This is a genomic window from Microcystis aeruginosa NIES-843, assembly GCF_000010625.1.
In the GTDB taxonomy this organism is placed as follows: domain Bacteria; phylum Cyanobacteriota; class Cyanobacteriia; order Cyanobacteriales; family Microcystaceae; genus Microcystis; species Microcystis aeruginosa.
On the sequence record NC_010296.1, the window covers coordinates 1842608 to 1854546 of the forward strand.

Genomic DNA, 11939 nt, shown 5'->3' on the forward strand with positions numbered 1-11939 from the left:
TTATGAGGTACAGTAGCAACAGTGAGTAAACCAATTGCGAATATCTTTTTGAGTAACTTCTAACATAGCCAATTCAATCCCTTCTATTAAGTCTTTGTAAGTTCTCGCCTTCAGTTTTCTTAACGTCGCTTTCACTTTTGACCAAAAGTTTTCAATAGGAGAGAATTCGGGAGAATAAGGAGGTAAATAGATGAGTCTAGCTTTTTCTTGTTCGATTATTTCTCTGACCATTTCTCCGAGATGAATCTTGGCGTTATCCATGATCAGACAGTCTCCTTCTTTAATTTTTGGCAGCACTTCCTTGAGAATAAATCCTTCAAATGTTACCGCATCCACTGCACCGTATATGTTGACTGATGCGACAACTTTTTCTAAGCTTATAGCACTAATTATTGAAATATTTCTCCCTCTTTTTTGTGGTTTTCTTCCCCGAGCTCTTCGGCCAATTAAGGCTCTAGCATAGAGTCTCAAAAGGGCTAAATTTACCCCCGATTCATCGATGAAAATTAGTTTTGATGCCTCAATTTCCCGAACTTCTGACCAGTATTCCACTCTTTTTTGCTGTACCCTGTCACTTTCTTTTTCCGCCGCGTGTAGTGTTTTTTTTTGAAACTGTAATTGAGTTTTTGCGTAAGCCGCCCCAGGGTGGCTCTACTGACTTTCACCTGTGTCTTTTCATACAGTAAGTCCGATAATTCTTCGAGAGTTGCATCATTGTTAGCTTCGATGATTTCTATTAAAATTATCAGTTGTTCACTATTTAACTTGGTTGGCGGACTTCCCCCTTGCGGACGAGGACGGATATCTCCTGTTTCTTTATGTTGCTTCAATAACTTCTGAATAAAGCTTTTAGCCACGTCAAATCTCTGGGCTAGTCCTCGAATGGAAATTTTTTCTTTCTTCCAGACATCGATAATTTTTTGGCGAAAATCTACGGAATAGGGTCTCATAGGAAGCTGGTAAGTTCTATTATTTGTCTATTTGCTTTCCATTGTACCTCATAGCTCCAAGAATTGCTATATCTTAGCCACTCATTCCTATGAACTCTGTCAAGCTTTAACTCCCGCTCATGTTAAAGAGATAGAACCAAAACTATTGAAATAAAGATGGAGAAACTAACCCATGAGTCTTAGGGAAACAGAACTTTTAGAACATTGTCAATTTATTCTGGCAAACCGTCAAATTCGTAATAAATTTGTCATCCTCTGTGAAGGGGAAATCAAAAAAACTGCCGGCAGGTTATCTCCTCAATCCTATCGAGCTATGGAAGATTTTCCCGATGCTAATTTTTATAAAGCCTGTGTTCCTAGGGATTGGAGACAACAGATACCGACTTTTTTTAACTGTGGTGATAGAAATGATGTTTTAAATACTTACTTTAATCTTTTGCGTTTGCATGAAGATAACCCAGAAGCTTCTTATTTAAATCCCCAGCAACTGTTCGCTATCGTCGATTTAGGGCTCTTCTAGGTTCTGTGTGAGCATGGTATAATAGTAACACAGAACAGGAGGTGGGTTATGTGGATAAATTTTGATCAACTCCTCGATTTACCAAATGTAACAGTGGTCAATTATCAAAAAATTGCTCAGACAATTTTCCTAAAGCTTGCTCTTTTAAATGAAACAATTGAATGTCCGAATTGCCATCAAACCTTAGACAGAATCAATCAGACAGAGTATAATCTAGTCAGAGACTTGTCAATATTAGGTAATCCAGTATATTTAGAAGTACCACGCCGTCAGTTTCATTGTCAAAAGTGCCAAAAGTATATCAGCGAAAGACTGAGTTTTATGAGATTAAGACAGCATCATACAATTCGCTATGAATCGATGATTTATGAGAGAGTAAAAAATTGTAGTATCGAAGAAATAAGTCGAGAAGAAGGGTTGGGATGGGAAGAAGTTGAGTTAATATTTAATCACTGTGCTAAAGAACTAGAAAAGGAAGAGTGGGAAGCACCAGAACGAATAAGCTTAGATGAATTTAGTAACTTAAAAGGACATAAAGATTTCATAACAACGGTCGTAGATATGGACAAGAAAATTTTACTAGATGTGATTAAAGGACATAAACAAGAAGAATTAATGGAAGCCTTAAAGGCACGGCCAGTCGCAGTTCGGGAGAAGGTGAAAGAAGTGAGCGTCGATATGTGGTCAGGATTTACAGCAGTGATCAAGGAATTATTTCCCAATGCTAAAATCATCTATGACCGTTTTCATGTAATGGCTATCATCAATGACGAGCTTAATAACTTGAGAAAGTTAATGGGGGTGCATGAAAAAGGATTACCTCATTTATTATGGAAGAATAAAGAGGACTTAAAGGACGAGCAAAAACAACAACTAGAAGTTATCTTAAAAGAACATCCCTGCTTGGGAATAGCCTGGGAGATGAAAGAAGAAATTAGACAAATTTATCAAAGTAGTAAAACGTTCAGAGGTGCTGAGAGAAAATTGGAAAAATGGATAAGAATAGGCGGGATATTATATGAAAGTAGTGCCAGCATGATCCAGAAGCATTTGCAGGGTATTTGTAATTACTTTGAAAATCATACAACCAACGGATTAATTGAGGGAATGAATACCAAAATAAAGCTTATTAAAAGAATGAGTTATGGATTTACCAATTTTGAACATCTTCGACTTAAGCTGTTTGCTTGCTTTAATTCATAACAAAAATTAACACACGAAAACCAGAAGAGCCGATTTAGACTTACAAAATAAACGTTTAGATGATTCCTATCCATTTAAGGATTTAGAGCAAATTTTTGAGGACTTATATAAAAAATCACTGATTAAAGTCAATCGGGTTGGACAGCATAGAATTTGGGTGACGGGATTGATTCATAAAGAGTGCTATTTTATTTTTCCCGATACTCATATTCAATCAATTCTTAGCGAACATTCGGCTGTTTATCAAAATTCCGCTGCTAGGCTAGAAAATATTTATCTTGATATGGCAGATAAAATTAAGGATGATGCCGATTTAAAAAATAATTTTTCCAGAGTTAAAGGGAGAATTTCTCATTGTCAAAACCTAGAACTATCGGAAGTGGAGAAATTACAGCTATCTTGGCAAAAACAATATCAAGTTAGCCACGACAATAGCCAATCGGAATTAGTGCTGGCTCTGTTGACTATCAAAAAAGCGAAGCAATATTGGTTACAAGTTGAACCTCCAGAGGACCATACATCACCCCCAGAAAGATATAGAGAACAACTGGCACTACAAATAGGAAGATTTTATGCTCACAATAGCGATAATCCAAGCTGCCATATTTCCCATCTCCTAAAACTGCTGAAGCTAGAACTCAACCCCAGGGAGCAGGAATAAATTTAATCGCATTATTTGACCTAAAAAAAGAGGGTTTGTAGGAAGGTACGGATTCCCATTCTATATATAAGTATCTGTCAAGGGCGGGGATTTGTCAAGGGTTTTTTATTGAGATTTTGTTAATCATCTCGAATACCGTGCATCATGGATTAGTAAACGCTCCGAAAGATTGGCAATATTCCAGTTTTCACCGTTATGTTGAAGAAGGAATTTATGATCAGATGTGGGGAGCTTCAGAAAAGCTGATCTTTGATAGTGATATTGGTATGGAATAAAATGTAGAAGTGAAACCCAAAAAATTCAGGTAAGAAATAAAGGTAATGTTGGGTTTCGTCACCTCAACCCAACTTACAAGATCAGCGATCGCACTACAGGATCAGCGATCACCTTTATCGAGAAGAAATAGCTACCTGCACATTCGGAGAAAAATTCTCGATTTTTCGAGAAGCATTAAGAATTTCAATCCCGATTACATTACCTGCTTGATCATAGTCAAGAATAACCCCCGGACTGATTGCCTCACTTTCTTCTACGGGTGTGTCATGCCAGGTAATTGTTAAAACGTCAACTTCAGCATCATATTTAGCTTTCATTTGATAGCTGCCTATATTTTCTAAGTTTACTGGTTACATATAGTGTAACAATTTTTTGAGGCTCAACTAAGTCATTAATGTAAATTCTCAGAAGATAAGTTTTATTGTTAATGGCGACAAACGTACCTTGATAAACTTTGAGTCCATCTTCTTCTAAAATTTGCTCAGGATTATTAAGGATGTCCTGCAATATTTTTAAAGAGATTTGGCGTTGAATAATTTTTTCTTCGGCATGGTGACTTAAAATAAAGTTCACGAGGATTTCGGGTTCTTCGGTTTGTCTTATACAATGGACGGGGTTATAAGAGACCTCTTGCAAAAGTCTTAAGTCGATCCTTGTACAGCAACATTTTTGAAGATTATCAACTACTAATAAATAATTAACTGAAAGTCCCTCCTATTATTGTTTCTATCGTTTGTTTTCGGATTTATGCAAGAGGTCTAAGGAATGAAACCTTTATAGAGACAGACATTGCCGCAATTTTTGTCAATTGTTGGCGATCTGGAGCGAACTAATCAATTAAATCTCTTGCCAGATAAGGATTGAGTCGATTTATGCCCCCCTATCGAACCATACCAAGTCCGGAAGAGCCATAAATTTCTTGAGCATCTGCTAGGGAATATTCAATTTCATCTTCTTCTTTGAAAAATTGCTCTAATGAAAATTTTTGCCAGTCTTCATCTTGCCAATTAGTATATTCTGAAATGTTGTTTGGCTCAGGGGAAATTAATCGGGTAAAGTTGGCAATTTTTTCAACAATGTCATCAGGTAATCGGTCAATCTGTTGGTGAAGTTCTTCACGAATTGTAGCAGACATAAGTTAAATTATTTGATTAAGGTGTAGAATTGATGGTATTGATTATAACTCAGATATTGGGTGGTAATTTGGGAAAAAAGTAATGTTGGGTTTCCTTACCTCAACTTAACCTACAAGATCGCTTCTCCTCCTCTCCAAAAGCGATCGCCCCTCCCCATCATCAAAAAGCGATCGCCCTTTGCGTTCCTATCCCAAGCAATGGCAGTTTTAAAGTTTAATCCACAAGATGACAGCGAATAACAATCAATTTGGTGTGTTACATTTATAATATAGATATTTCAAGTAAAAATCATTTCACCAACAGATCATGCTTAATTCTATTAACGCATTATTTGACGGAAAGGTCTTTCATCCAGAGCAACCCGTTACATTGAAGGCTAATACTCGTGTCCGCATTATTGTTGATAACTTATCGGATGAAAATAATGAACTCACTTCTTTTTTAGAGACAGCAGAATCATTACAACTAGACGGCCCCTCTGATTGGTCAGAAAATCTAGATAAATATTTATATGGTGAAGAAAAAGAGCATGAACCCTGAGAAATTTCTCGATACAAGTTATGCGATCGCTTTATCTTCATCTACGGACGATTATCATCATAAAGCACTTGCCATTGCCCAACAATTAAAAACTTCAAAAACACCTTTAGTTACAACCAGAGCCATTATTTTAGAGATTGGCAATGCTTTATCTAAACAAAAATATCGCTCTAAGTCAATTAAATTATTGTCCTCATTAGAAAAGGACAGAACAGTGACAGTTATTCCCTTATCGGAAATTCTTTATCAAAAAGCTTTTCAACTATATTAGACCTCTTGCATAATTTTTTTATGGTATAATATAAGGTTTTGCTTTTTTCTCAATTCTTAGATTGAAGTGGAAAAAAGAATAAAATGTGATCTTAGGTCAGGAAATCATCTATAATTTTGCTATGTTTATTAGCAAAATTATGGATTATCAAAACTTATCAGATGAACAATTCAAACGCCGTTTCGGTGTGTACAAACAAACATATAGAAAGATGGTAGAATCAGTAAAAAGTGTTGAAGCCGACTCTAATTCACCATCTAAAAGGGGACCGAAACCTAAACTATCTATAGAAGAACAAGTTTTAGTAACGTTAGAATATTGGCGAGAATATAGAACATATTTTCACATTGGTACAAGCTGGGAACTATCAGAATCAACTATATGTCGGATTGTAAATAAGACGGAAAAAATGCTTTTACAATCGGGAAACTTCCGTTTAAAAGGAAAAAAAGCTTTACTCAATCAAGCAGAGATACCGGTCATAACGGTAATGGATGTAACGGAAACTCCCATTGAACGCCCCCAAAAGAAACAGAAAGATTTTTTTTCGGGTAAAAGAGGTTATCATACTTTAAAATCCCAATTAGTAGCTGATCAAAATACAGAGGAAATTATCTGTGTCTTCTGTGGGAAAGGTAGAGGTCATGATTTTAGTTTATTTAAAAAAAGTCGAGTTCGTTTTCATCCTTTAACTACCAGCATAGAAGACAGTGGTTATCAGGGAATAGCTGCATACCATAGTAATAGTTATACACCGAAAAAGAAATCGAAAAATAGAAAATTAACAGAGTTAGAAAAAGAGTATAACAAGGCTTTAGCTAAAGAAAGGATTATCATTGAACATATAAATAGGAAACTCAAAATCTTTAAAATCTTATCCTGTAAATATCGGAATCGTCGTCGAAGATATAGTTTAAGAGTTAACTTGTTGGCGGCTATTTATAACTGTGAGTTAGGGATAGGTATAGCAGCTTCTTAAAAGTTGCCTAAAGATTAATCAAGTCAAGGAGAATTTATTCTCAATTATAAAAATTGAGATAGTTTGTGCCGCTTAAATAAAGAGGTTTTGATAACCAAATTAAAGCAGCTCTAAAGAGTTTTGAGTTAAAAGTTAAACTTCAAGTTTTCATTCAGGACGAATGTACTGATTAACTAATTTTTTGGGGAAAATTAGTTAACCCATCATTATAACATATAATTAATTTGCAAGAGTTCTATTGTCAAAGAAACGATAAAAATTGGGGAATTGTTGACTGTATTTCTTTTATTGTAATGGAAGAGCGTAGAATAACGGAAGCATTAACAACGGATATTCATTTTCAGCAAGCTGGTTTTCGAGCTTTGTTGAGAGATTAATCTCAGGGCAGGCGATCGCCCCTTCTCATCCCAAAAAAAACGATCGCCCCTCCTCATTCTCAAAAAGCGATCGCTATTCCCCAAAAATTGCTCCTCCCAACAGCGATCGCCCCTCCCCATCATCAAAAAGCGATCGCCCCTCCCCATCATCAAAAAGCGATCGCCCTTTGCGTTCCTATCCCAAGCAATGGCAGTTTTAAAGTTTAATCCACAAGATGACAGCGCTCGCACTTTCAAACGCCAAATAGACCGCCCCTTACCCTTGAATAAAAAAGATAAACAGTGATCGCACTCAAAAGCCAAAATAATCGCATTTTTAAAGTTTAATCAACAAGATGACAGCGATCACATTAATAAACATCTCAAAAATCAGATAATTACGGTACATAACGTTAAATTACCTGCCAGGACATACAAATACACTTACATACCCAGGAGTATCTTGTAATGTAGTTTGCAAAGTAAAAATATCTTGGCCCAGTGTTGAATCACCTAATTTTTTTAAATCGTCTGCTATGTCTCTTTCCCTTTTAATATCATTTCTCCGAATGACATAACCATTAACTCTATACCCAGATTTAGCATTAATTGAATCGGGTAATTCTCTAACCCTAATTTTACCCTCTGCGCCTTCTAATAGTATTTGTTTTGCTATTTTATTGGCTTGCAATTCCGTTATCTTATCTAAAGAAGATGAGCACCAAAAAACATCAATATCCCATTTTCCCCATTTATCTGACCGCTGTTTGCTCCCAGAAACTGTCGGTTTTGTACCTTCGGTATAGCTACTGTTTTTTTCTGCATTTAATGTTTTTTCGACATCTTGACGAACTTGTGGTTCACCCCTTTTTTCTAGTACTTTTAACAGAGAACTTCTTAATGGGTCGTCTACCATTACTACTATAAAGGTTTTTGCAACTTCTTGTTTTTGTGCATTTTTTTCTTCAACGGACTTAAGAACAAGATCATAGATTTTAAAGTTAAAATTTTGCGTACTTTCTCTTTCTTCTCTCTGTTCTTTTGATTCTGATATCTTACTTTCTATTTCCCTAAACCTTGCTTCTGTATCCTTAAACTTAGCTTCTGTCTTAGCATTTTGGTCAGATACATTGTAAGTTAATATTCCTACTATTATCGCTGTAAATGCCGATAACAATGGCACAACAATATCCTTAATAGCTTCTCTTGTATTCATGGGATTTACAATCTGCCTAATAATTTAATTAAAATTTTAGTCTCTTTGGGTGTAATTTCTCGCAATAAGCGGCAGCTTTATCGAAAATGTTAGGGTAGGAGAATGAGGGAGTATACACCTAAAAATGCGATCACTGATATTGTAGAGACATGATAACTAAGTTTTTGGCTAATTGTCAAGTTACCGCGCCCACTTTCTCTGACAAAGTTTGATCGCCGAACTTTATCACCTCAATCCAAGCAACAGATCGGCGATCTAGCCAGATTCTCAATAGGATTACTTTAACTCAATTTCCCCTGGTCGCCAAGTCTTATCAAACCAAGGATCGAGCGGGCCATAAAGTCGAAGAATCGTGTTCCAACCCGTTTCAGGAATCGTCTGCACCCAATTATTTTCCTTATGATTAAAAGCAAAAAAGCGCGTTAAGTAACTATCTTTTAAGTCAAGACGGCAATTAGCGATCGCCGCTCCTGATCAAAAAGCGATCACACCATGAGAAGAAAACCTGATCGCACTAAAGGCCAAAATAATCGCAAATCAGATAATTATTGTTAAGAAAACAATTTGGTCCGTTACATTTTATTAGCGTATCCTACAGGATCACCGACTATACTAACTGGTTGCTTGTCGAGAGCAATTTCAAATAAAAATTCAGGGGCCAAGTCTGCTCCGTTTGGCCATTCTATTGTCCGACTATTTACATATACTTTTTGAAATAAACTTTTATCTTTTAAGGGTTCAAAGATTTCTCCATACAATTCTTGTTCTAAATCTACAATCCCTTCTATTCCATTATTAAAGGTTAGCTTTAATTGATACTTATCCAGATATTCCACACAGATAACGTGAAGAAATAGCTCTTTTTTAGGGAAGGGGATCGATTCTGTTAAGAGGTTTTCTTTGACGCGCATTTTCCCAGTTCTCCAATAGTTCAGATTGGTGTAGATCAAGCCACTCCCATATTAGATTTAGTCCTCTTTTGGGCATTTGACCACAAACTTCACCTGTGTGAATCATTATAACTGCTTCATAATCTTGATACTCGGCATGGATATGAGGCGGATTGTGATCGTTATAGTTCATGGTGATTTTTATTCCATAGAAGCTTGATAGAGTGGGCATGAGTAAGAATAGTAATAAAGGTTGCTTTCTAAAAGTTTTCCCCCTATTGTAAGCGATCGCCCTCGGCGTTCCAGCAATGACAATTTTAAAGTTTAATCAACAAAATAACAGCGATTACATTGAGCCTAGTCATAATGAAATTTACAACTAATAATAATAATTTTTGTCTCTGTTGGTTCCCCAATCCAATACATCTGTCTGTCTTTGTCGCAGTTGTTTGGCCGTTTCTTCTAACCAAGCAAGATAGTCTTGTTCGTATAAGTCTTTAGCGCTGGTCAGGTATTAGGTTTTTATTTTCTTGACGCTTATCTAACCTAAAAAAAGAGGGTTTGCAGGCAGGCACGGATTCCCATTATATATACGAGTATATGTCAAGTGCGGGGATTTGTCAAGGGTTTTGACAGTAGAAAGGGAGAAAACTTTTAACAATACACTTGCTCTAACATAGCGGTAGTGAGAGATTTTTGGCCGTGATAATAGAGACGACGATTGAGACAACCGATCGATTTAACATAGGTAGATAGGGTTCCCAGATCATGGGAAATAATTAAAATGGTCATCCACTCATTCAATTCTTGCAACAGGGAAAAAATACTAGCACGCATTTGGGGATCGACACTGGCAGTGGGTTCATCTAAAATCAAGAGACGGGGTTCTACTGCTAAAGCGCGAGCGATATAAACCCGTTGGCGCTGTCCCCCCGAAAGTTCAGCAATCGACCTTTTTTTCAACGCTAACATTCCCACACTATCTAAAGCTTTATCTACCCTTAACTCATCTTTTTTACTATAGCCTTGCCAGAGTTTTTTGCTGCTCAATCTCCCCATTTTCACCACCTCACCCACAGTGATGGGAAATGAGCGATCACATTCGACAAACTGCGGCACATAACCGACTAATTCCCGACCTTTTTGGACACTTTGCCCCAAAATACTGACTTCTCCCCGCCAAGGTTTAATTAATCCCAGTAAAACCTTAAGGAGGGTAGTTTTTCCTCCTCCATTCGGGCCGATAATTCCCAGAAAATCCAGTTCTTCAATGGTTAAATTAATATCTTCGAGGATCGGTTCCTGTTCGTAGCCGGCCCAGAGATGATTAATGGTAATGATCGTTGACATATACAATAGGGCAAAATTAACTTCTTGGTTAGGATAGGCAAAAGGCAATAGGCAATAGGCAAGAGGTAGTTAGATATGTGCAATTAATTGTGTCTAGCTACATATACAAGCAATTACTGATTTAAAACTGTGGCCATTTTTTGGGAAACTTGTCGCAGGTTTTCACTCCAATTTTCATCAAAGGCACTGATAGGGATTACCTGTCCCCCAATTTCCCTAGCAATAGTTTCGGCACTTTTCTGACTAAATTCTGGTTGAGTAAAAATAACTTTTATATTCTCTTTTTTGGCCTGTTTGATTAGTTGACTTAACTGGGCAGCACTGGGTTCATTACCGTCGATTTCGATCGCAATCATCTCTAAACCGTAATCTTGGGCAAAATAGCCCCATTCGGGATGAAATACCATAAATTTTTTGTTTTTAATCCCTGCCAAGTTTTGCCGAATTTCTTGATCTAATGCGTCTAATTCCTGACTGAATTTTTCAAAGTTAGCCCGATAGATGGCTTCCTGACCGGGATCGAGTTGTGCTAGGGTTTGATAAATAGTCTCTGCTTGTGCTTTGACTCGTTTTGGTGATAACCAAATATGGGGATCTAGGGTGTTTTTTCCAGCTTGCTCTGTTTTTGCCTTGGCATGATCCTGATCGTGATTATGATCATGGTCATGATCGTGATTATGTTCTGCTGTCAAAGGGATTTTATCTACTCCTTGACTGGTATCGACGATTAACATCTGTTGGTTAACACTGTTTAAGCGATCTTTCCAGGCATCTTCTAAGGATACACCAATTTTAAAATAGGCTTGCGATCGGGCTGTGGTTTTTAATTGTTCGGGTTTTGGTTCATAGGTGTGGGGATCTGTCCCGGGTTGAATCATGGCATTAACACTGACTCTATCACCGCCGATACGTTTGACAAAATATTCCTGCGGTACGATACTCACTGTCACCTGTAAGGGTGTCTTTGCTTCCTCTTCCTTGACCGAGGGACCACTACAAGCTGTTAAGCTGGCTATAGTCAGGGTTAAAGCGATCGCTGTTAACTGGAATTTTTTACCCATCGGATTAACTGAGTCTGATTATGATTCTGATCTTATCACAGTCGGTGAGAATCGTTATCATTCTGAAAATATTTCGGTATAGATGTACTGGTTTTTCGTCCTTCGATCTTTCGCTCCCAATTAAAAATTTTCTCTTGCTAACTAACGCTTGACATGATATTATATAGATAATGGAAAATCCGTGCGCCTGCGACCCCCCTCTGGTCAAGTCAAGTAAAGCCCAAAAAAATTAACCCCAAAAAGTAGTGGGTAAACTGGAAACTGATACTCGTTAAGACTGCACCGGAGTGCCGGAGTTGGGAGAGGAAGCCTGAGCATTTGTACTAGAACTCCCAATAGGCAGTATAAATTCAGGAGAGCTTAACTAGAGCTTGCTGAATAAATCTAAAAACCTTGTTGGGTAAGACTTTTAGACTTTTTGGGAAATCAAAAAGTACCGGACATGGGAGTGATCGGGGGGAAAATTCAGGGACTTTTTCCCTGAAAATTAGGTAATTGACCCCCTCAAAATCGGTAAAACCCTACACCCC

15 protein-coding genes and 3 pseudogenes are annotated in these 11939 nt (G+C 37.2%); 8 read left to right on the forward strand and 10 right to left on the reverse strand.

The window, feature by feature from the left end; genetic code table 11:
- Positions 1-950, reverse strand: a protein-coding gene (locus MAE_RS29060) for an IS630-like element ISMae26 family transposase (protein WP_076611860.1) whose coding sequence is annotated in 2 segments (ribosomal slippage) — positions 1-608 and positions 608-950 — 951 coding nt in all. Because the reading frame shifts where the segments join, the coding sequence is not laid out codon by codon here.
- A gap of 172 nt (positions 951-1122) precedes the next feature.
- Here MAE_RS29060 and MAE_RS09005 point away from each other — a divergent pair.
- The 3 genes from MAE_RS09005 (at position 1123) to MAE_RS09015 (ending at position 3334) form a co-directional block, all read left to right on the forward strand.
- On the forward strand, positions 1123-1470 hold the full coding sequence (locus MAE_RS09005; RefSeq protein WP_012265304.1) for a hypothetical protein: 348 nt from the start codon (positions 1123-1125) through the stop codon (positions 1468-1470).
- Between the two features lie 48 nt (positions 1471-1518).
- Entirely contained in the window at positions 1519-2673 is a 1155-nt protein-coding gene (locus MAE_RS09010; protein ID WP_012265305.1) for an ISL3 family transposase, read from the forward strand.
- 157 nt (positions 2674-2830) lie between these two features.
- Positions 2831-3334, forward strand: coding sequence for a hypothetical protein (locus tag MAE_RS09015; RefSeq protein WP_231859753.1), 504 nt, complete (start codon positions 2831-2833; stop codon positions 3332-3334).
- A gap of 389 nt (positions 3335-3723) precedes the next feature.
- Here the strand turns inward: MAE_RS09015 and MAE_RS09025 are convergent, their stop codons facing one another.
- The 3 genes from MAE_RS09025 to MAE_RS09035 form a co-directional block, all read right to left on the reverse strand.
- Positions 3724-3927, reverse strand: a complete 204-nt coding sequence (locus tag MAE_RS09025) for a DUF2283 domain-containing protein (RefSeq protein WP_002792612.1) — start codon at positions 3925-3927, stop codon at positions 3724-3726.
- On the reverse strand, positions 3917-4183 hold the full coding sequence (locus MAE_RS09030; protein WP_002798441.1) for a hypothetical protein: 267 nt from the start codon (positions 4181-4183) through the stop codon (positions 3917-3919). The genes MAE_RS09025 and MAE_RS09030 overlap by 11 nt, the downstream gene beginning before the upstream one ends.
- Positions 4184-4490: 307 nt before the next feature.
- Entirely contained in the window at positions 4491-4745 is a 255-nt protein-coding gene (locus tag MAE_RS09035) for a hypothetical protein (RefSeq protein ID WP_012265309.1), read from the reverse strand.
- 60 nt (positions 4746-4805) lie between these two features.
- Here MAE_RS09035 and MAE_RS29065 point away from each other — a divergent pair, with 60 nt between their 5' ends.
- From MAE_RS29065 to MAE_RS34855, 5 genes and pseudogenes are all read left to right on the forward strand, one after another.
- Positions 4806-4985 carry a hypothetical protein gene (locus tag MAE_RS29065; protein WP_012265310.1) on the forward strand — a complete coding sequence of 60 codons (180 nt, stop codon included), beginning with the start codon at positions 4806-4808 and terminating at the stop codon, positions 4983-4985.
- 67 nt (positions 4986-5052) lie between these two features.
- The gene (locus tag MAE_RS09040; protein WP_002755783.1) at positions 5053-5286 is read left to right on the forward strand and encodes a hypothetical protein; all 234 of its coding nucleotides are present in this window, start codon (positions 5053-5055) and stop codon (positions 5284-5286) included.
- Positions 5276-5554, forward strand: a pseudogene (locus MAE_RS09045) (type II toxin-antitoxin system VapC family toxin); the annotation flags it as partial. The gene MAE_RS09040 and the pseudogene MAE_RS09045, both read left to right, overlap by 11 nt.
- Before the next feature lie 124 nt (positions 5555-5678).
- Positions 5679-6536 carry an IS5-like element ISMae4 family transposase gene (locus tag MAE_RS09050; protein WP_002732125.1) on the forward strand — a complete coding sequence of 286 codons (858 nt, stop codon included), beginning with the start codon at positions 5679-5681 and terminating at the stop codon, positions 6534-6536.
- Between the two features lie 230 nt (positions 6537-6766).
- Positions 6767-6913 (forward strand): annotated as a pseudogene (locus MAE_RS34855) (PIN domain-containing protein); the annotation flags it as partial.
- Positions 6914-7310: 397 nt separating this feature from the next.
- On the opposite strand, the gene MAE_RS09060 reads toward MAE_RS34855, so the two are convergent.
- From MAE_RS09060 to MAE_RS09075, 6 genes and pseudogenes are all read right to left on the reverse strand, one after another.
- On the reverse strand, positions 7311-8108 hold the full coding sequence (locus MAE_RS09060; protein WP_002735130.1) for a hypothetical protein: 798 nt from the start codon (positions 8106-8108) through the stop codon (positions 7311-7313).
- 572 nt (positions 8109-8680) lie between these two features.
- Positions 8681-9019, reverse strand: a complete 339-nt coding sequence (locus tag MAE_RS09065; protein WP_012265313.1) for a DUF2442 domain-containing protein — start codon at positions 9017-9019, stop codon at positions 8681-8683.
- Positions 8973-9230: a DUF4160 domain-containing protein gene (locus MAE_RS29070; protein WP_002792623.1), complete on the reverse strand. Its 258-nt coding sequence runs from the start codon at positions 9228-9230 to the stop codon at positions 8973-8975. The genes MAE_RS09065 and MAE_RS29070 overlap by 47 nt, the downstream gene beginning before the upstream one ends.
- A gap of 180 nt (positions 9231-9410) precedes the next feature.
- Positions 9411-9509: pseudogene (locus tag MAE_RS36030) on the reverse strand (DUF29 family protein); the annotation flags it as partial.
- Positions 9510-9652: 143 nt separating this feature from the next.
- The gene (locus tag MAE_RS09070) at positions 9653-10348 is read right to left on the reverse strand and encodes a metal ABC transporter ATP-binding protein (RefSeq protein WP_012265315.1); all 696 of its coding nucleotides are present in this window, start codon (positions 10346-10348) and stop codon (positions 9653-9655) included.
- A gap of 113 nt (positions 10349-10461) precedes the next feature.
- Entirely contained in the window at positions 10462-11409 is a 948-nt protein-coding gene (locus MAE_RS09075; protein WP_012265316.1) for a metal ABC transporter solute-binding protein, Zn/Mn family, read from the reverse strand.
- Positions 11410-11939 lie beyond the last annotated feature (530 nt).